Annotated in this window: 20 protein-coding genes, 1 tRNA gene and 1 pseudogene; 12 read left to right on the forward strand and 10 right to left on the reverse strand. The window is 60.0% G+C overall.

What is annotated here, in order from left to right:
* Window positions 1-3: 3 nt before the first annotated feature.
* Complete coding sequence (locus tag SJY36_RS07520) at window positions 4-291, forward strand: DUF1330 domain-containing protein (RefSeq protein ID WP_009826907.1); 288 nt, start codon at window positions 4-6, stop codon at window positions 289-291.
* Between the two features lie 184 nt (window positions 292-475).
* Here SJY36_RS07520 and typA read toward each other — a convergent pair.
* The 8 genes and pseudogenes from typA to SJY36_RS07560 all read right to left on the reverse strand — a co-directional run bounded on the left by typA (window position 476) and on the right by SJY36_RS07560 (window position 7,426).
* Window positions 476-2,375 (reverse strand): annotated as a pseudogene (gene typA, locus SJY36_RS07525) (translational GTPase TypA).
* A gap of 23 nt (window positions 2,376-2,398) precedes the next feature.
* Window positions 2,399-3,271, reverse strand: a complete 873-nt coding sequence (locus tag SJY36_RS07530; RefSeq protein ID WP_037944141.1) for a mechanosensitive ion channel family protein — start codon at window positions 3,269-3,271, stop codon at window positions 2,399-2,401.
* A 114-nt stretch (window positions 3,272-3,385) separates the two neighbouring features.
* A complete protein-coding gene (locus SJY36_RS07535) occupies window positions 3,386-3,715 on the reverse strand; it encodes a multidrug efflux SMR transporter (RefSeq protein ID WP_005853213.1) in 330 nt (109 codons plus the stop codon).
* 92 nt (window positions 3,716-3,807) lie between these two features.
* On the reverse strand, window positions 3,808-4,416 hold the full coding sequence (locus tag SJY36_RS07540) for a YitT family protein (RefSeq protein WP_005853215.1): 609 nt from the start codon (window positions 4,414-4,416) through the stop codon (window positions 3,808-3,810).
* Window positions 4,417-4,563: 147 nt separating this feature from the next.
* Complete coding sequence (locus SJY36_RS07545) at window positions 4,564-5,781, reverse strand: NADP-dependent isocitrate dehydrogenase (protein WP_386174008.1); 1,218 nt, start codon at window positions 5,779-5,781, stop codon at window positions 4,564-4,566.
* A gap of 173 nt (window positions 5,782-5,954) precedes the next feature.
* Complete coding sequence (locus SJY36_RS07550; protein WP_386174011.1) at window positions 5,955-6,536, reverse strand: HD family hydrolase; 582 nt, start codon at window positions 6,534-6,536, stop codon at window positions 5,955-5,957.
* Window positions 6,537-6,539: 3 nt separating this feature from the next.
* Window positions 6,540-6,773, reverse strand: coding sequence for a hypothetical protein (locus SJY36_RS07555; RefSeq protein ID WP_005853222.1), 234 nt, complete (start codon window positions 6,771-6,773; stop codon window positions 6,540-6,542).
* Window positions 6,773-7,426: an alpha/beta hydrolase gene (locus tag SJY36_RS07560; protein WP_005853224.1), complete on the reverse strand. Its 654-nt coding sequence runs from the start codon at window positions 7,424-7,426 to the stop codon at window positions 6,773-6,775. Before SJY36_RS07560 ends, SJY36_RS07555 begins: the two co-directional genes overlap by 1 nt.
* 173 nt (window positions 7,427-7,599) lie before the next feature.
* Between SJY36_RS07560 and SJY36_RS07565 the strand changes: the two genes are divergently transcribed.
* The 11 genes from SJY36_RS07565 to SJY36_RS07615 all read left to right on the forward strand — a co-directional run bounded on the left by SJY36_RS07565 (window position 7,600) and on the right by SJY36_RS07615 (window position 16,408).
* Window positions 7,600-8,070: an Rrf2 family transcriptional regulator gene (locus SJY36_RS07565; RefSeq protein ID WP_132996685.1), complete on the forward strand. Its 471-nt coding sequence runs from the start codon at window positions 7,600-7,602 to the stop codon at window positions 8,068-8,070.
* A gap of 51 nt (window positions 8,071-8,121) precedes the next feature.
* On the forward strand, window positions 8,122-9,246 hold the full coding sequence (locus SJY36_RS07570) for a cysteine desulfurase family protein (RefSeq protein WP_386174016.1): 1,125 nt from the start codon (window positions 8,122-8,124) through the stop codon (window positions 9,244-9,246).
* 29 nt (window positions 9,247-9,275) lie between these two features.
* Window positions 9,276-10,814 (forward strand): Fe-S cluster assembly protein SufB, encoded by a 1,539-nt coding sequence (gene sufB / locus SJY36_RS07575; RefSeq protein ID WP_005853229.1) that lies wholly within the window; start codon window positions 9,276-9,278, stop codon window positions 10,812-10,814.
* A 5-nt stretch (window positions 10,815-10,819) separates the two neighbouring features.
* A complete protein-coding gene (locus SJY36_RS07580; protein WP_005853232.1) occupies window positions 10,820-11,011 on the forward strand; it encodes a hypothetical protein in 192 nt (63 codons plus the stop codon).
* Window positions 11,012-11,042: 31 nt separating this feature from the next.
* Window positions 11,043-11,849, forward strand: coding sequence for a polysaccharide pyruvyl transferase family protein (locus SJY36_RS07585; RefSeq protein WP_386174019.1), 807 nt, complete (start codon window positions 11,043-11,045; stop codon window positions 11,847-11,849).
* A gap of 91 nt (window positions 11,850-11,940) precedes the next feature.
* Window positions 11,941-12,696: a Fe-S cluster assembly ATPase SufC gene (gene sufC / locus SJY36_RS07590; protein ID WP_005853235.1), complete on the forward strand. Its 756-nt coding sequence runs from the start codon at window positions 11,941-11,943 to the stop codon at window positions 12,694-12,696.
* On the forward strand, window positions 12,696-13,979 hold the full coding sequence (locus SJY36_RS07595) for a SufD family Fe-S cluster assembly protein (protein WP_386174022.1): 1,284 nt from the start codon (window positions 12,696-12,698) through the stop codon (window positions 13,977-13,979). Before sufC ends, SJY36_RS07595 begins: the two co-directional genes overlap by 1 nt.
* On the forward strand, window positions 13,979-14,464 hold the full coding sequence (locus tag SJY36_RS07600; RefSeq protein ID WP_386174025.1) for a YIP1 family protein: 486 nt from the start codon (window positions 13,979-13,981) through the stop codon (window positions 14,462-14,464). The genes SJY36_RS07595 and SJY36_RS07600 overlap by 1 nt, the downstream gene beginning before the upstream one ends.
* Window positions 14,461-15,060 (forward strand): Yip1 family protein, encoded by a 600-nt coding sequence (locus SJY36_RS07605; RefSeq protein WP_386174028.1) that lies wholly within the window; start codon window positions 14,461-14,463, stop codon window positions 15,058-15,060. The genes SJY36_RS07600 and SJY36_RS07605 overlap by 4 nt, the downstream gene beginning before the upstream one ends.
* The gene (locus tag SJY36_RS07610; protein WP_386174031.1) at window positions 15,053-16,273 is read left to right on the forward strand and encodes a cysteine desulfurase; all 1,221 of its coding nucleotides are present in this window, start codon (window positions 15,053-15,055) and stop codon (window positions 16,271-16,273) included. Before SJY36_RS07605 ends, SJY36_RS07610 begins: the two co-directional genes overlap by 8 nt.
* Before the next feature lie 58 nt (window positions 16,274-16,331).
* Window positions 16,332-16,408 (forward strand) — tRNA-Arg (locus tag SJY36_RS07615).
* A gap of 40 nt (window positions 16,409-16,448) precedes the next feature.
* On the opposite strand, the gene SJY36_RS07620 is transcribed toward SJY36_RS07615, so the two are convergent.
* On the reverse strand, window positions 16,449-18,275 hold the full coding sequence (locus SJY36_RS07620) for a histidine kinase N-terminal 7TM domain-containing protein (RefSeq protein WP_386174034.1): 1,827 nt from the start codon (window positions 18,273-18,275) through the stop codon (window positions 16,449-16,451).
* 301 nt (window positions 18,276-18,576) lie between these two features.
* Window positions 18,577-19,653: a methyltetrahydrofolate--corrinoid methyltransferase gene (locus tag SJY36_RS07625; RefSeq protein ID WP_005853246.1), complete on the reverse strand. Its 1,077-nt coding sequence runs from the start codon at window positions 19,651-19,653 to the stop codon at window positions 18,577-18,579.
* Between the last annotated feature and the right edge of the window lie 4 nt (window positions 19,654-19,657).

The raw sequence follows: 19,657 nt of genomic DNA on the forward strand, positions 1-19,657 counted from the left end.
ACGATGCCCGCTTTGTGGATTGCACATGTCACGGTGACTGACGAGGACGCCTATGGTAAATACGCCAAGCTTGCTGGCCCCGCCATCGCGGCGCATGGGGGCAGCTTTCTGGCCCGTGGTGGCCGCTTCGTGCAGCTTGAAGGCAAGGAACGCCCGCGCAATGTTGTGGCCCGTTTCGCCTCTGTCGAGGATGCGGTCGATTGCTACAACTCCGACGCCTACCAAGAGGCGCTGAGCCACGCCAAAGACGCGTCAGAACGCGAGCTGATGGTCGTAGAGATCGACGGCTAAGCCCAGCTGGCTAAGCCCGCACCCAAGCTCTTGTCAGCGGCCAAGCAAGGCCGCTGACCGCACCAAACCTCCCCCCCCCCACACATCGCCAGACATAAAAAAAGCAGGGCAAAACCGGCCCCGCTTTCCAAATGGTATAAAATCCTGGGGTCCGGGGCAAAGCCCCGGTCCAGCGTCGCTTTGTTTACGCCGACTTTGCCATCCGTTTCCGCTCGTGCGGGTCCAGATAGCGCTTGCGCAGACGGACCGCGTTTGGCGTCACTTCAACCAGTTCGTCATCATCGATATAGGCGATGGCTTCTTCCAGGCTCAGTGTCATGGGCGTGGTCAGACGGACGGCCTCGTCGGTGCCCGAGGCGCGGACGTTGGTCAGCTTTTTGCCCTTCAGCGGGTTCACCTCAAGATCGTTCTCACGGCTGTGCTCGCCGATGATCATGCCGGTATAGACGTCAGCCTGTGCGCCGATCATCATCTTGCCGCGTTCTTCAAGGTTCCACAGGGCGAAGGCCACCGAGGTGCCGTTCTCCATCGAGATCAGGACGCCCGCGCGACGGCCGGGAATCGTGCCTTTGTGCGGTGCCCAGGAATGGAACACGCGGTTAATGACGCCTGTGCCGCGTGTGTCGGTCAGGAATTCACCGTGGTAGCCGATCAGCCCGCGCGACGGGACATGGGCGATGATGCGGGTTTTGCCGGCGCCGGCAGGTTTCATTTCAACCAACTCGCCCTTACGGGTGCCAGTGATCTTTTCGATGACCGCGCCGGAGTATTCGTCATCCACGTCGATGGTGGCTTCTTCGATGGGCTCGTGACGCACACCGTCGATCTCCTGGAACAGAACCTGCGGGCGCGAGATCGAAAGCTCGAACCCTTCGCGGCGCATGTTCTCGATCAGAACACCCATTTGCAATTCGCCACGACCGGCAACCTCGAAGGCGTCGCCGCCGGGGGTGTCGGAGATTTTGATCGCGACGTTGGATTCGGCTTCCTTCATCAGGCGCTCGCGGATCACGCGGGACTGGACTTTCTTGCCGTCACGACCGGCCAGCGGGCTGTCGTTGATGCCGAAAGTCACGGTGATGGTGGGCGGATCGATCGGCTGGGCAGGGATGGCTTCGTTCACCGATGTATCGGCCAGCGTGTCGGCCACGGTTGCCTTGGACATACCGGCGATGGAAACGATGTCACCTGCTTCGGCCACGTCGATGGCTGTCTGCTCCAGCCCGCGGAAGGCGAGGATCTTGGTGCAGCGGAAGTTTTCAATCAGTTTGCCGTCGCGCGACATCGCCTTGATGCTTTGGCCGGCTTTCAGCGTGCCTGTTTCCACGCGACCCGTCAGCAGACGGCCCAGGAAGGGGTCACCGCCCAATGTGGTTGCCAGCATGGTGAAGGGCTTGTCGGCGTTTTCGATCTGCTTGGGCGCAGGCACATGCTTGAGCACAAGCTCGAACAGCGCGCTAAGGTCTTTGCGCGGGCCGTCCAGCTCTGCATCGGCCCAGCCGGAGCGGCCAGAGGCGTACATATGCGGGAATTCAAGCTGTTCGTCTGTCGCGTCAAGGCTGGCGAAAAGGTCGAAACATTCGTCCAGTGCGCGGTCAGGCTCCGCGTCGGCCTTGTCGACCTTGTTCAGCACGACGATCGGGCGCAGGCCCAGTTTCAGCGCTTTGGAGGTCACGAATTTGGTCTGGGGCATCGGGCCTTCAGCCGCGTCGACCAGCAGGACAACACCGTCGACCATCGACAGGATGCGTTCCACCTCGCCGCCAAAGTCGGCGTGGCCGGGCGTGTCGACGATGTTGATGCGTGTGTTGTTCCAGACGACAGAAGGTCGGCTTGGCAAAGATCGTGATGCCGCGCTCGCGCTCCAGGTCGTTGCTGTCCATCGCGCGTTCGGTTGTGGCCTGGTTTTCGCGGTAGGTGCCGGATTGTTTCAGAAGCTCGTCAACCAGCGTCGTTTTGCCGTGGTCAACGTGAGCGATGATTGCGATGTTACGCATGTCCATTGGGGTATGCCTTTGATACGGGAGGGGGCCGCGCACGCTCTCGCACCGCAGCATTTGCGCAGCGCTTACCGTGCCCGGCATCAGAAAGCTAGCCCTAAAGGCGATTAGCCGCCGGTGCCTGTGTCTTCTGTGCTGTCGCGGCGGTCGTCGATGGGCAGCGGTTCATTAAAGGTCAGCGTGCGATAGGGGAAGGGGATCTCGATGCCCGCATCATCCAGCGCGCGTTTGACGGCGGCCACGACTTTGTCACGGCTGCTGCGGATGTCGATGGGGCGCGAGCCGGTCCACCATGTGACCTCGAAGTTAATCGCGCTATCCGCGAACTCCTGCGCAAAAATCTCGACGTCGCGCACGTCGTCGCGTACCGCATCCACGCCGCGCACCGCATTGGCGATCACGTCGCGCGCGGCATCCACATCCTCGCCGTAGGCCACGCCGCAGATCACCGTGGTCCGGCGCACATCGCGGGCGGTACGGATGGTGACGGGGTTCTTGAAGAACATCGCGTTCGGGGCGACCACAAGCTGCCCGTCGGTCTGGCGCACATGGGTATCGCGGATCGTGATCTCTTCGACCTGACCCTCAAACCCTTCGCATTCGATGTAATCCTCCACCGCAAAGGGCTCGCGGATCAGCAGCAAGATACCGGCGAGGAAGTTTTCGAACACATCCTTGAAAGCGAAACCGATGGCGACACCGCCCACACCCAGGGCGGTCAGCGCCTTGCCGGGGGTGATTGTGGGGAAGGCGATGGTCACCGCGATCAGCACCCCGAAGAGCCACATGCCCACCACGATCAGCATCATGATCACGTCGACAAGCGACCGCCGCATATGGGCGCGGCGCAGGGCGCCGGGCACAACGGCCTGAACGATGCGGATGATGGCCCAGAGAAAACACAGGAAAACGATCGACAGGATAAGCTGCGGCAGGACGCTCCAGAACCCGATGGCGTAGCCTTCTAGCTGATTGCGCAAAGGGTCGGGGAGGGTGCCCCAAACGGAGCTAAGTGAATCTAACATGCGGCACTTTCGGTCGTTGCGTTACACGCTAACGCCTAAAAGCAGCGGCAGGTTCCGAGATAGCGCGCCTTAGTGGGTCGCACTATGGGAAAACAGGTGGATGACCAGCACGCCGCCGATGATCATCGACAGGCCCACCACCGCGGCGAGGTCGAGCTTTTGTCCGAACACGATATAGCCGATGCCCGCGATGCAGACGATGCCAAGGCCCGACCAGATCGCATAGACGATCCCCACGGGCATCACCTTGAGCGTCAGCCCCATCAGGTAGAAAGAAATCGCATAGCAGACAACGACGCCGACGGAGGGCCAAAGCCGCGTAAACTGTTGCGAGGCTTGCAAAGCGCTGGTGCCCAACGTTTCTGTCAGGATCGCGATCATCAACCAAAAGTAATGCATATCCTGACGCCCCCGTTGCTGCTTTCCGGCCCAGTCCTGCGGCGGTCACGGGCCGGTGTCAAGAGCGGGACTGGGTGCTACACGCCTGTGGATCAGGTCGCGATATAGCGGTCGCGGCGGTGGTTGAAGGTGATGATCAGGTTCAGCACCAGTGCGCCAAGCAGCGAATAGCCCACGACAGAGGCTGGAAACAGGAACAATGCGACTGAAAAGATCACGGCGTCGGTGATCAGCTGGACCCATCCGGCTTTGAACCCCGTGGTGTCTTGCACCAGCAGGGCGACCACCCCAAGACCGCCAAGCGAACCGTTGTGTCGGAACATAGCCAGCAGTCCCAGACCCACCAGCGCGCCAAAGATCACCGCCGCGAGGGCAGGGCTGAGCGACTGGATCGCGAAACCATAGGGCAGGAATTCGGTCACGACCGACAGCATGGTCACGGAAATCAGCGATTTGATCGTGAACTCGGCCCCAAGCCGTTTATACGCAAGGAAGTAGAACGGCAGGTTGATGAGGAAGAAGACCGTGCCGAAGGAATAGCCTGTCAGATAGGCGATGATCACCGCCAAGCCCGCCGTCTGTCCGGTGATCAGACCGGCAGAGGTCAGCACGAAAATTCCGATACCGCAAAGAAAGACCCCAAGGCTGAGGCCTTGAACATCATCTAGCGAAGAATGGTGGAGGGGATCAGCATATGTCATATCGCTCAGATAGGGCAGCTATGTTGACCTGTCTAGGGGTGCTGCAGTGCAGAATAATATTTTTCCCCATGACATCACGTCACGCGGGGGATCGTGCACAGAAAAAGGGCCACTCGCTGAGAGTGGCCCTTATTTTAAGCATTCGGCTTACTGCGCGCCAAGCGCTTTGTTCAGGTTCTCGTCCACCTTTTCAAGGAAGCCCATTGTGGTCAGCCAACCTTGGTCAGGGCCGACCAGCAGCGCGAGGTCCTTGGTCATGAAGCCCGATTCCACTGTGTCCACCACGGTTTTCTCGAGCGTCTCGGCAAAGCGTGTCAGCTCGGCGTTGCCATCCAGCTTGCCGCGGTGCTTCAGCCCGCCGGTCCATGCGTAGATCGACGCGATGGAGTTGGTCGAGGTTTCCTCGCCCTTCTGGTGCTGACGATAGTGGCGGGTGACCGTGCCGTGGGCGGCTTCAGCCTCGACCGTCTGGCCATCGGGGGTCATCAGCACGGAGGTCATCAACCCGAGCGAGCCGAACCCCTGCGCAACGGTGTCCGACTGCACGTCGCCGTCATAGTTCTTGCAGGCCCAGACATAGCCGCCGTTCCACTTCATCGCGCAGGCGACCATGTCGTCGATCAGACGGTGTTCATAGGTAATGCCCGCCGCTTTGAATTTATCTTCGAACTCGGTCTCGTAGATATGCTGGAACAGCTCGAGGAAACGGCCGTCATACTGCTTGAGGATCGTGTTCTTGGTGCTCAGATACACCGGCCAGCCGAGGCTCAAACCGTAGTTCAGCGAGGCGCGGGCGAAGTCGATGATGGATTTATCAAGGTTGTACATCCCCATCACGACACCGGCGTCGGGGGCGTCGAAAAGCTCGCGTTCAATCTCTGTCCCGTCCTCGCCGACGAATTTCAGGGCCAGCTTGCCCTTGCCGGGAAATTTGAAATCGGTCGCTTTATACTGGTCGCCATAGGCATGACGGCCCACGACAATCGGCTTGGTCCAACCGGGCACAAGGCGGGGGACGTTCTTGCAAATGATCGGCTGGCGGAAAATCACGCCGCCCAGAATGTTACGGATCGTCCCGTTGGGGGAGCGCCACATCTCTTTCAGGCCGAATTCCTCGACCCGAGCCTCGTCAGGGGTGATGGTCGCGCATTTGACGCCCACGCCGTATTCCTTGATCGCGTGGGCCGCGTCTATGGTGATCTGGTCGTTGGTCTCGTCGCGGACCTCCATCCCCAGATCGTAATATTTCAGATCCACATCGAGATAGGGAAGGATCAGCTTTTTCTTAATGAAATCCCACATGATGCGGGTCATCTCATCACCGTCGAGCTCAACGATCGGGTTTTCCACTTTGATCTTGGTCATCATCTGCGGTCCTTTGAAATGATACTGACACCCGCATAGCCTATTCGGGCAAGAATGCCTAGTCGGTATGCAATGGTATACTGAAAAGAGTTGCGCGGCTTAGCCCATATCATCGCGCTGCGACAGGCGTGTGACACGCGTGGTTGGGGATGATGGGTAGAGGGGGCGGGCAGTTAGCTCCGTGCGGCAAACCATGCAGAGACACGGGCGCGGGCAAACTCCCAAAGACCCGGCGCGCCGGTCTGGATTTTGCGGCCCACTTTTTCCACGAATTGCGCTTCGGTCACTTTATATTCAACCCAGCTGCCGCCGCCCGCCGCGAGGTTCTGCATCGGGGGCTGGAACCGGTCCAGCGATTTCGCAAAGCGGGCTGTGGGGGTCTCATTGGCTTCAAACTCTTCCCAGGTTGCGCGAAGATCATCGCGCAAGTCGTTGGGAAGGAGGCCAAAAATACGATCAGCGGCAAGCTGTTCCTGCGCTTCCATATCGGCAGTGTCGTAGCTGCCGAAAATCGGGTTGTCGCCTGCGTCAATCTCTACCAGATCATGCAGGATCAGCATCTTGATGACGCGGGTGATGTCGACATCGGGGCCCGCGTGATCCGCCAGCACCAGCGCATAAAGCGTCAAGTGCCAGCTATGTTCAGCCGAGTTTTCGGCCCGCGATGCATCGCAAAGCAAGGTCCCGCGTGTGACCGACTTGAGCTTGTCCGCTTCGTTCAGAAAGGCGATCTGCTGCTCAAGTCTGGTGGTCATACGTCAGCTTTCCTTTGCACGGTGCGCGGCAAGCGCCTTGGCCATAAAGTCACGCCCCTGTGCGGCGGCAAGCCGCGTGCGGATCGCCGTAACAAAGGCTTCTTCCATTGTCTGCGACGACGCGCCCAGAACAGCAGCGACTTCCATAAAAAGCCGCTCCTGTCCGGTTTCGCGTTGGACCGCCAGACATTCTTCGGCCATTTGGTTGGCCAGTTCGACGACTGTCGGATCCGCCATTAGCGGGTTGTCTCCGTCAGGCGGCGCTTCACGTAATCTGTGGTAGAGGTGATCAGCGTCTCCATATGCGGCTCTTCAAAGAAGTGGCCGGCACCCTCGATCTCTTGGTGGGTGATGGTGATGCCTTTCTGCTCGTGCAACTTGTTCACGAGGTTCACGGTATCTGCGGGCGGTGCCACACGGTCAGCGGTCCCGTTGATCACCAGACCGGAGGCCGGGCAGGGTGCGAGGAAGCTGAAGTCATACATATTCGCCGGTGGTGCGACAGAGATGAAGCCCGTGATCTCGGGGCGGCGCATCAGCAGCTGCATCCCGATCCATGCGCCAAACGAGAAACCGGCGACCCAGCAGTGCTTGGAGTTGTTGTTCATCGATTGCAGGTAATCCAGCGCCGAGGCCGCATCGGAGAGTTCACCAACCCCCTGATCGTATTCACCCTGGCTCCGGCCCACGCCGCGGAAATTGAAGCGCAGAACGGTGAAACCCATATTGTAGAAGGCATAGTGCATATTATACACAACCTTATGGTTCATCGTCCCGCCGAATTGTGGATGCGGGTGGAGCAGAATGGCGATTGGTGCGTCGCGTTCTTTTTGTGGATGGTAGCGGCCTTCGAGGCGGCCTTCGGGTCCGGGAAAAATAACCTCGGGCATGAGCGTCCCTGCTTGGGGTTCTAAGTGCAGCGGAATAGTTGACGAATTCGCTAGGGCAGTTTAGAACGGTTCTAACTTGTGTGATCCCCGTTTCTGGGGGTCAGACTTTGCGTTTAGGCATTTCAGGCGTCGTCGTCAATCAAACAGGCGCTTATGGGGAAGGGAACACTGCGATGAAGCTGTCAACCAAGGGGCGGTATGCGATGGTCGCTTTGGCCGATATAGCGCTTCAGCCTGCGGATCGTCTGGTCAATCTGGGCGATATCGCGACGCGTCAGTCTATTTCCCTGCCGTACCTAGAGCAGCTTTTCGTCAAGCTGCGCCGGGCCGAGCTGGTGTCGTCGGTGCGTGGTCCGGGCGGCGGCTACCGCTTGGGGCGGCCCGCGTCGGACATTCGCGTTGTCGATATTCTGGCGGCGGTCGATGAAAAGGTCGATGCGATGCATGTGGGGGCAGGTGCCTCTGGCGGGTCATCGGGCAGCCGGGCGCAGTCGCTGACCAACCGCCTGTGGGAGGGGCTGAGCGCACAGGTCTATGTCTTTCTGCACCAGACGCGGCTGTCGGATGTTGTCGCGAACGAGCTTGCCCCCTGTCCGGCGGTGCCGAACCTCTTTGCCATCGTGGACGAGGCGGATGCGGAATGAGGGACGCTGTCCCTCACACTCCCTGGGATTTAGGACCATTTGGAAGCTGATGTGAGAGTATATCTTGATCATAACGCGACCACGCCCCTGCGGGCAGAGGCGCGCGCGGCCATGCTGGCGGCGATGGATGTGGCGGGCAACCCGTCCAGCGTCCATGCCGAAGGGCGTGCGGCCAAGATGATGGTCGAGAAGGCACGCGGGCAGGTGGCAGCTTTGGTCGGCTGCGATGTGTCGGAAGTGATCTTTACCAGCGGTGCCACCGAGGCAATTGCGGGGGTGGTGCAGGACGCGGGCAATGTGGCCGGCGCAGCCGTGGAGCATGAAGCGGTACGCATCTGGTGCCCGGAGGCCGAGCAATTGCCTGTGGATCGCAATGGTCACGTGGATTTGAACGCGCTGCCGGACGGAGCCTTGGCGGGCAAAACACTGTTTTTGCAACGTGCCAATAGCGAGACAGGGGTGTTGCAGCCGGAAAGCCTGTTGGCCGAGCTGGCGCGTTTGGACGCGTCGCCCGCAAGCGTGTTCCGTGACGCGGTGCAAGCGGCGGGTAAGCTGTCGGATCTGGGGCGCTGGCGCTCGGATGTGGGGCGCCATGCGTCTTTGGCTGTCTCGGCGCATAAGCTGGGCGGTTCCAAGGGCATCGGCGCGCTGATCGCGGGGCCGGAATATACGCCCGGATTGATGCAGCCGATGTTGCGCGGGGGCGGACAGGAATTGGGCCGTCGTGCGGGGACAGAGAACGTCATCGGCATCGCCGGTTTTGGGGCTGCGTGTGCTGCCGCAGCCCAGGATTTGGCGGATGGCGTATGGGAACGGGTTGCAGAACTTAGAAATGTTCTAGAGAAGGCTCTTGAGGCTGCGTCAAAGAAGACTATTTTTGTTGGGAAAGACGTGGCGCGTTTGCCGAACACCTCTTGCTTTATCACGCCCGGGTGGCGCGGAGAGACGCAGGTGATGCAGATGGACCTTGCGGGCTTTGCGATCAGCGCGGGGTCTGCGTGCTCTAGCGGTAAGGTGGCGACAAGCCGGGTGTTGACGGCGATGGGGTTTGACGACGCTGAGGCATCCTGTGCCGTGCGCGTATCGCTTGGGCCGGACACCACAGAAGAACAGGTCTTGCGTTTTGCAGACGCCTGGACCGCGAAATTGAAGAAACACGAGGCGCGGGCCGCTTGATGCGCGCCGCCAGTTGAAGGATGAAAAGCATGGATAGCACTTTGGTCAAAGACGACCCGAACACCGGCGTCAAAGAGGGCGTCGATCAGGAAACCGTGGATGCCGTGCGCGAAGTCGGCGGTGCCTATAAATACGGGTGGTCCACAGATATCGAGATGGACTATGCCCCCTTGGGTCTGAACGCCGATATCGTCAAGCTGATCTCGGAGAAGAACGAAGAGCCCGAGTGGATGCTGGAATGGCGTCTGGCCGCCTATGAACGCTGGCTGACCAAGAAAGAGCCGAACTGGGCGATGGTCGACTATCCGGAAATCGACTTTCAGCAGCAGTATTACTATGCGCGTCCGAAATCGATGGCGGAAAAACCAAAGAGCCTGGATGACGTCGATCCCAAGCTGCTGGAGACCTACAAGAAGCTGGGTATCCCGTTGAAAGAGCAGGCGATTCTGGCAGGCGTCGAAGGCGCAGAGAAGATTGGCGACGAGCCCCGCAAGGTGGCTGTGGATGCGGTTTTTGACTCTGTTTCGGTCGGCACCACCTTTCAGGACGAGCTGAAAAAGGCGGGCGTGATCTTCTGCTCTATCTCCGAGGCGATCCGCGAACACCCCGAGTTGGTCAAGAAATACCTTGGTTCGGTCGTGCCGGTGAATGACAATTTCTATGCGACGCTGAACTCGGCCGTCTTCTCTGACGGGTCGTTCGTTTATGTGCCACCGGGCGTGCGCTGTCCGATGGAGCTGTCGACCTATTTCCGTATCAACGCGGAAAACACCGGCCAGTTTGAACGCACGCTGATCATTGCCGACAAGGGGTCCTATGTGTCCTACCTTGAAGGCTGTACCGCGCCGCAGCGCGACGAGAGCCAGTTGCACGCCGCCGTGGTTGAAATCATCATCGAGGAAGACGCCGAGGTGAAATATTCGACCGTACAGAACTGGTACCCCGGTGATGAAGACGGCAAGGGCGGGATCTACAACTTTGTGACCAAGCGTGCAGATTGCCGTGGCGACCGTGCCAAGGTGATGTGGACGCAGGTCGAAACCGGCTCTGCCGTGACGTGGAAGTACCCGTCCTGCATTCTGCGCGGCGACGATAGCCAGGGTGAGTTCTATTCCATCGCCATCGCCAATAACATGCAACAGGCCGACACCGGCACCAAGATGATCCACCTGGGCAAGCGCACCAAATCGCGCATCGTGTCCAAGGGGATTTCGGCGGGCAAGGCGCAGAACACCTATCGCGGCTTGGTGACCATGCACCCCAAAGCCAAGGAATCGCGCAACTATACCCAGTGCGACAGCTTGTTGATCGGCGACAAATGCGGGGCCCACACGGTGCCTTACATCGAGGTCAAGAATAACAGCAGCCGGGTGGAGCATGAGGCGACCACCTCCAAAGTAGACGACGATCAGCTGTTCTACTGCCGTTCGCGCGGCATGGACGAGGAAGAGGCGGTTGCCTTGGTCGTGAACGGGTTTTGTAAAGACGTGCTTCAGGCCTTGCCGATGGAGTTCGCGATGGAAGCACAAGCGCTGGTTGCGATCTCGCTTGAAGGGTCCGTGGGGTAATCACGATGATGCGCAAGCTGACATGGGACGTGACCATTGCCGCGCTCGTTTTCTGGGTGCTGATGGCGCTGTTTCGCGGGGGCGGGCTGACGCTCGTCGCCTTCGAGAACACGTTCTTCCAGATGCTGATCTTTGCGATGATCTACGCTGCAATCCGTGTGGCCCTGTTGGTGCTGCGCAAGGGGGATGGCGAATGATCACCGTAGGGACCAAAGGCGCAGCGCTCTGATGCAGGCATCGGCGGACACCACTCCCTTGCGCCTGCACTGGTGGAAGGCGGTCCCGAATTTCGGGGACGCCCTCAGCCCTGTGGTGCTCGCCCATGTCGCGGGCCGGCCTGTGGAGCATGCCGGTGTGCGCAAGGCGGAGGTCTGGGCCATCGGGTCGCTTTTGCAGGTGGTCAAGCGCAACTTTAGCGAGGCGCAGGACCACCGTCCGGTGATCTGGGGGGCGGGCCTGTTACATCCGGTGCAGGGGACAGGGTTTGTCGATCACGTAGATATCGCTCTGGTCCGTGGGCCGATCACTGCCGCGCTGCTGGGGTTGGAACTGTCGGAGTTTGGCGATCCCGGTCTGTTGATCAACGCCGTGTGGCCGCAGGACCGCGCGCCCAACGGCAAGATCGGCATCGTGCCGCATCATTCGCTGGTGGAGGACCCTGTGTTGCAGGCTCTGATCGCCAGTGACACGCGGTATCAGCTGATCGATCCGCGCGGGGAAGCGCAGGATGTCTGCGCGGCGATTGCCGCGTGTGATCATGTGTTTGCGTCTTCGCTGCACGGGTTGATCGTGGCCGATGCCTATGGTGTGCCCAACAGCTGGCTGGCCCCGATCGGGCAGTCGCGCTTGAAATATCTGGATTACGCGGCCTCGGTCGGCCGGCCTCTGCGGGCACCGATCAACGTCGAGGACATCCCGACGGTGGTTCTGCCCGACCCGCTGTCACCGCTTTCCTATCAGGCGGGCATAGATGCCTGCCGCACCGCTCTTTATGCCCGTTTTCCCAAAGCCTTACAGGCGGGGAGGGCGGCATGAAATCTTACACCGATGACGGCCCCTCGACGGGGTTTTCATTCACTCAATTCACTGTCATTGCAGCGCCAAAGCGCAAGAAAAGGAACCCATCATGCTGAGCATCAAAGGCCTGAAGGTCAAACTGGAAGAAGAAGACAAGCAAATCCTGAAGGGTGTCGATCTGGAAGTCGAAGCCGGTAAGGTCCACGCGATCATGGGGCCGAACGGGTCCGGTAAATCCACGCTGTCCTATGTGCTGTCGGGCAAAGACGGCTACGAGGTCACCGAAGGCTCCGCCCATCTGGGTGACATCGACCTGCTGGACCTTGAGCCAGAAGAGCGTGCCGCCGCTGGCCTTTTCCTCGCCTTTCAATATCCTGTTGAAATCCCCGGCGTTGGCAACATGACTTTCCTGCGCACCGCTGTGAATGCGCAGCGCAAGGCCCGTGGCGAAGAAGAGATGTCTGCCGCGGAATTCCTCAAGGTTGTGCGCGCCCGCGCCAAAGAGCTGAAGATCGACGCTGACATGCTGAAGCGCCCCGTGAACATGGGCTTCTCGGGTGGTGAGAAGAAGCGCAACGAGATCTTGCAGATGGCGATGCTTGAGCCAAAAATGTGCATCCTCGACGAAACGGACTCCGGTCTGGACGTCGATGCAATGAAACTGGTTGCTGATGGCGTGAACGCGCTGCGCACCGAAGGCCGTGGTTTCCTTGTGATCACCCACTACCAGCGTCTGCTGGACCACATCAAACCCGATGTGGTGCACATCATGGCTGATGGCCGCATCATCAAGACCGGCGGCCCCGAGCTGGCGCTGGAAGTCGAGAACAACGGGTATGCCGACATCCTGTCCGAGGTGGCGTAATGGCCGAAGCAGCGACACAACAAACCCCGACCGAGGCGTTGATCGCCACGTTGGACCTGCCCCAAGGGGGCTGGTCCGATGCGGCGCGCAAGGATGCGTTGTCCCGTCTGCAACAGGCAGGTCTGCCCGAGCGTCGTGACGAATACTGGAAATACACCCGCCCCGATACGCTGACCCAGCCGCAGGCGGTCTCTGCCGCGGTGCGCGCGTCCGAAGACGTGGCCCTGTTTGATCAGATCGACCGGCTGAAGCTGGTGTTCGTCGACGGTGTGTTCGATGCCGATGCGTCGGATGATCTGGCGCTTGAAGGCATCACCATCGAACGGCTGGCCCAAGCGGATGCCGATCTGCATTGGGCGCGTGATCTTTATGGGACGCTGGAAAAGAACGGCCAGACGCCTGTGGCACGCCCCTTGGCGGCGCTGAACACGGCTTTTGCCGCCGATGGTGTGTTGATCCATGTGACGGATAAAGTCTCCAAGCCGGTGAATATCGTTTATCGCCGGACCTCCGATACAGCGGATGTCATGCTGCACCACGTCGTCAAGCTGGACGCCGGCGCTGAATTCACGCTGCTGGAGAACGGCCCCGTCGCCGCGCGCTTTAACGGTGTGCTTGAGGTTGAAGTCGCGGATAACGCGTCTTTCCACCACGTGCGCGCCCAAGGCCGCGATCACGAACAACGTGCCGCGACGCATATCTTTACCCGTTTGGGGACTGAATCCGCGTTCAAATCCTTTACCCTGACCGCCAATGGCGTGATGACGCGCAACGATTGCGTGATCGAGCTGACGGGTGACGATGCTGCGGCGCATGTCGCGGGGGCTTGCGTCGGTGATGGCGCGGATTTCCACCACGACGACACGGTGTTCATCACCCATGACGCGGTGAACTGCGAAAGCCGTCAGGTTTTCAAGAAGGTACTGCGCAACGGGGCGACCGGTGTGTTCCAAGGGAAGATCCTGGTCAAGGCCGACGCGCAAAAGACCGATGGCTACCAGATCAGCCAGTCGTTGCTGCTGGACGAAGACAGCCAGTTCCTTGCCAAGCCAGAGCTTGAGATCTACGCCGATGACGTGGCCTGTTCGCACGGCTCCACTTCGGGGGCGATCGACGAGGACGCGCTGTTCTATCTACGCTCGCGCGGTGTGCCGCATAATGTCGCGACGGATCTGCTGACCTTGTCCTTCCTGGCCGAGGCCGTGGAAGAGATCGAGGACGAGACCCTGCGCGAAGAGATCACCGCACGGCTTGCCGCGTGGCTTGAGCGGCACGCAGCCTGATGGCGGCGACACGCGATATCGTGGCCAGCTACCGCAACCCTGCCGCCGTTGTGCGGCGGTTGTTGGGGCAGGGCCCGCGGGAGGATCGCAACCTGGTCTATTTGATGGTCGCGTGTCTCATCTTTTTCGTGGCCCAGACCCCGCGTCTGGCCCGCGAAGCCCACGTCAACGGCACCGAGCTTGACATGCTACTGGGGGCGACCCTGCTGGCATGGCTGTTCATCGCGCCGTTGATTTTCTACATGCTGGCGGCAGGGACGCAGATCATTCTCAAGGTGATGCGCGGCCGGCCCAGCGGCTATAGCACGCGTCTGGCGCTGTTCTGGGCCTTGCTGGCGTCCAGCCCGCTTGTGCTGTTGCACGGGCTGACGGCGGGGTTCGTCGGCAAAGGGATCGAATTGCGCATCGTCGGGCTGATCTGGCTTTGCGTGTTTTTATGGTTCTGGACCAGCGGGTTGCTGGTCGCATATCGGACACGCTCATGAATGCTCCTGATACAAGATCGGTTCTGACCGAGCTGGTCGTGCTCAGCCTGCGTGACCCGCGTGCTGCCGCGAACCAGATCATGGGGTGGCAGCTCGGGCGGGACGTGCTGTGGACCGCGCTGGCGCTGGCGGCGGCGATCAACACGTTGATCTTTTCGTTTAGTCTTGTGCTGCAACCGACACCCGCGATGCCTGCGTTCTTTACCAGCCCGCTGGCGATGTTTGTCCTGCTCTCGGGCGTCCTGGTGATCACGACCCACGGGCTTTACTGGGCCGGGCGTGCGCTTGGGGGCGAAGGCGACCTTGGCGATGTGCTGGCCCTAGTGGTGTTCTTGCAGGTCCTGCGCATTATCGCGCAGGTGGCGATTTTCCTGCTGATGTTCATCTCTCCGGGGGTGTCGGTGCTGGCATCTTTGGCGACGGGCCTTATCGGGCTTTGGATATTGGTCAACTTCGTCGCCGCTGCCTTTAACTTTACCGGACTGGGCAAGGCTGTCGGCGTTTTGCTGATTTCTATGGCGGCCATTGTTCTAGGGCTCAGCCTGCTTCTCTCTATCGTGGGCGTTGCCGCCCAAGGAGTGCTTCTTGATGTATGACGTAAACACCATCCGCAGCGACTTTCCGATCCTGTCGCGCGAGGTGAACGGCAAGCCGCTGGTCTATCTCGACAATGGGGCCTCGGCCCAAAAGCCGCAGGTCGTGATTGATGCGATCAGCCGCTCGTACAGCCATGAATATTCCAATGTTCACCGCGGCTTACACTATCTTTCTAATCTCGCAACCGATCAGTATGAATCCGTGCGCGGCACTGTGGCACGGTTCCTGAATGCCGGAAACGAGGATCACATCGTCTTTACCTCCGGCACGACAGAGGGGATCAATCTGGTCGCTTACGGTTGGGCCATGCCGAACCTGCAGGCGGGGGACGAGATCATCCTGTCGGTGATGGAGCATCACGCCAATATCGTGCCGTGGCATTTCCTGCGCGAGCGTCAAGGCGTCGTGATCAAATGGGTCGATGTGGATGCCTCTGGCGCACTTGATCCGCAAGCCGTGATCGACGCCATCACCCCCAAGACCAAGCTCATTGCCTTGACGCAGGTGTCGAATGTTCTGGGCACGGTGGTGGACGTCAAGGCGATCACCGCAGGGGCTCACGCCAAAGGTGTGCCCGTCTTGGTTGACGGGTCGCAGGCGGCGGTACACATGCCTGTGGACGTGCAGGATATCGGCTGCGATTTCTACGCGATCACGGGTCACAAGCTTTATGGTCCCTCGGGGTCCGGCGCGATCTATATCAACCCCGATCGCATGGCCGAGATGCGTCCGTTTCTAGGCGGCGGCGATATGATCCGCGAGGTCACCAAAGACGGCATCACCTATAACGATGCCCCGATGAAGTTCGAGGCGGGCACCCCCGGCATCGTACAGACCATCGGCATGGGCGTGGCGCTGGATTACATGATGAACATCGGGATGCAGAATATTGCCGCCCATGAGGCATCCTTGCGCGATTATGCCGTGTCGCGTCTGTCGGGTCTGAACTGGGTGCAGGTGCAGGGCACCACGCCGGATAAGGCCGCGATCTTCAGCTTTACACTGGACGGGGCGGCGCATGCGCATGATATCTCTACCATTCTGGATAAAAAGGGCGTGGCGGTACGTGCGGGGCAGCATTGTTGCGGGCCGCTGATGCAGCATCTGGGCCAGACCGCCACCTGCCGCGCGTCCTTCGGGATGTACAACACCAATGCCGAGATCGACACGCTGATCGAGGCGCTTGAACTGGCGCATGATTTGTTTGCGTGACCCAAGGCTGATTTTGTAATTGCAGGGGGCGGGTAGTCTGGCTATACCGCCCCTAGATGGACCCTTAGCTCAGCTGGATAGAGCGCTGCCCTCCGAAGGCAGAGGCCAGAGGTTCGAATCCTCTAGGGTCCGCCATCTTCCGTTGAATTAGATATGCTTATGTGGGGCTTCGCCCTCAGGCCTGCACGGCTTCTGGCGTGTCGCCTGTCGTTGCGGAGGTAGGGGTGTCGTCCGTGTTGTCAGCGGCTGACAGGATCACGGCGGGTTGCTGTGCGGCGACGGTGGTGAATTCCATGTGGAAGGTCGTGCCTTCGCCTACAACGCTGTCGTAGAACAATTTTCCCGACATCTGCCGGGCCAGCTGTTGCGAGATATGGAGCCCCAGACCGGACCCCTGTGTTGCATATTGCCCGCCGTTCTTGACCTGTTCAAAGCGGCCAAAGACCTGCCCCTCCATCCCGTCGGGAATGCCACGGCCGCTGTCCTTGATCGACAGGCGCACATGGCCGTTGCGGATGGAAAGGCTGCCTTCAACGGTGCTGCCTTGTTCGGAGAATTTGATGGCGTTGGACACGAGGTTGTCGATGATCTGGCGGAGGGCAAAGGCGTCACCGGTGATGGTCGCGGTTTGATCACCTTTCGGCAGCACGAGGTCGATCTTCTGCTCGGCGGCGAACATCTTGTTCTCTTCCAGGCTTTCTTTCAGTAGCGCCCCCAGATCGACCGGCAGCGCGTCCAGCGACAGCGCGTCTACGTCGATCTTTTGCGCGAGCAGGATGTTATCGACCAGACGGGACAGACGCATCCCGTTGCGCTGCGCGATTTCGAGGGGGGAGCGGATGCGCGCGTCGATCTCGCCCAAACGCCCGCTAAGCGCCAGCGCCAGCCCCCCCTTGAGCGAGGTAAGCGGTGTGCGCAGCTCGTGGCTGACGACAGAGATAAATTCATCCTTGGCGCGGTTGGCCTCGTCGGCGCGCAGCAGCGCGTCTTCAAGGGCGCGGGTGATGACGATACGGTCGGTGATATCGACCAGGGTGATGCTCCACCCCAGAATGGCGCCGTTCGGGTCCAGCGGGCTTTCGATTTCCTGAATACGCGGGTCATAGATGCGCTGTTCGATGGTCAGGGATGCGTCCGTCGTGCGGGGGCTGCGGGTGTCGATCTTGGCCAAAAGGGCATCGGCTTCGGCTTTGGACAGGTTGCACAAGCCGCTGCGTTTCGCGGCAGAGTTCATCAACGTGACACGGCGGTTGTTGTCGATCAGGATCACCGGTTCGCTGGTCGTGTTGAACAGGATCGACTGCCCGATCGACGCCATATCCATCGTCTTGTTCGTCAGCAGCATGAAGGTAAAGGCCAGGATACCGACGGTGAACATAAACGCCGTGGGGTCCAGCCCGAAGACGGTGAAGCCGAAAATAACGTAAGACGCATTAGCTGACAGCGGTGTGATCGTGACCACCGCCAGCATTGTCAGCAGCGGCCAAGCAGAGCGGCGGGCGCGGGCAAAGGCCTTGATCAGCGCATAGAAGGTCGCTGCGACGAAAGTATACAGCACGGCCGTGATCGCAAAGAACCCCGGCCCGTGGATATAGGTGATCTGCCGGTCACCGGGCAGGATGGCAGTCTCGGCGGTATAGACCAGCTGGTGCATACTATTGGTTGCAGCAAAGACAAAGCAGCCCACGGGCACCAGCACCAGCGCGGCCACCACACGCTTTTTCGACAGCCACTCGGCCTGATGCACATAGGCGAAGACAAAGAAGCACCACGCCACAGGCACCAGCGCATTGCCCAGCCACGCGACGATGGCCATGTCAAACTGGCAGGCAAAGGAGGGGGTGGAGGCTTCGGCCCCGACGGTGATCAGGGTCCAGATCATGGCGATGAAGGTCAGGCCGTAGAACCGCTTGCCGTGGAAGTGCTGATATTTCAGCATGCAGACCATAACGACCGCGGCGACAGCGCTCACGCTTGCGGCAGCCCAGAACACGGGCTGCATAGCTACACCTTCAAAGCACGTTGTCATCAATTCACCCACGGACTGCGTCTTTGCAAAGCAATCTAGGCATACGGATGTGTTGAAACTTTGACAGAAGTTAGACAGCAGGCCTGTGCGTTCGGGGCCGTCGTTCTGTGTCAAAGACAATACAAGGCATAGTATAGCTTTGTGCCGTGATCATGCGTGTGTGGGATGTGGGGTCAAGCGCTGGACGGGTTAAACACTGGCCTGAACGCAAAAGAAATCCCCGCAAAACCGTGGTTTGCGGGGATTTTGACCTTGGCGGTAGGGAGAATCCCCATTACCGGCGGCGGCCACCCTTGCGGCCAGCGCGCCCACGCCCCTCTTGACCGGCCTTGGGCGCGACCTTGTTGAACTTGATCCATTCGGTGCCGTGAGGGTCGCGGTCGAACAGGAAGTTGGCGGCGCGGATCGCCTCCATCTCTTTGCCGGGGGTGGGCTTGGTGGATCCCATCCCGAAGAGCGTCACAAAGGTTTCGTCGTCGATCTCGTCCGGCAGGATGATGCCAGCCGTCACCAGTTCGGCCTTCTTCTCGGCAATCTTGGTCTGGTTCACGGGCAGGGTGATCGGGTTCATGATCGCGGAGGTCATGCCAGCGCCCATTGCCATCGGCAGGAAAGCATTGTTGATGCCGTGACGGTTGGGCAGGCCAAAACTGATGTTGGAGGCACCGCAGGTCGTGTTCACGCCCAGTTCCTCGCGCAGACGGCGCACAAGGGTAAAGACCTGATGCCCCGCGGTCGCCATTGCGCCGATGGGCATGACCAGCGGGTCGACCACGATATCATGGGCTGGAATACCGAAGTCGGCCGCGCGCTCTACGATCTTCTTGGCAACGTCGAAACGCACGTCGGGATCTTCGGAAATACCCGTGTCGTCGTTCGAGATCGCAACCACAGGCACGTTGTATTTCTTGACCAGTGGTAGCACGAGCTCCAGCCGTTCTTCCTCGCCGGTGACCGAGTTCAGCAGCGGGCGGCCCTCGCAGGCCTCAAGACCGGCTTCCAGCGCACCGGGGACCGAGCTGTCGATGCACAGCGGGATGTCGACGACGTTTTGCACGACGCGGATCAGTTCGGGCATCAGCATCGGTTCGACAAAGTTATTATCCGCATAGCGGGGGTCTTCGGCCATCTTGTTCGAGAAAACGGCACCCGAGTTCACGTCCAGAATATTCGCGCCCGCCGCGGCTTGTGCAATGGCGTCGGCCTCGACGCGGCTGAAATCGCCACGCTCCAGCTCTTCGGCGAGGATCTTGCGGCCGGTGGGGTTGATCCGCTCCCCGATCACGCAGAAGGGCTCGTCAAAGCCGATGATCGCTGTTTTTGTTTTGGATTCGACGACAGTTCTGGTCATGGTG

This window comes from Sulfitobacter sp. R86518, assembly GCF_042466275.1.
Lineage (GTDB): Bacteria > Pseudomonadota > Alphaproteobacteria > Rhodobacterales > Rhodobacteraceae > Sulfitobacter > Sulfitobacter pontiacus.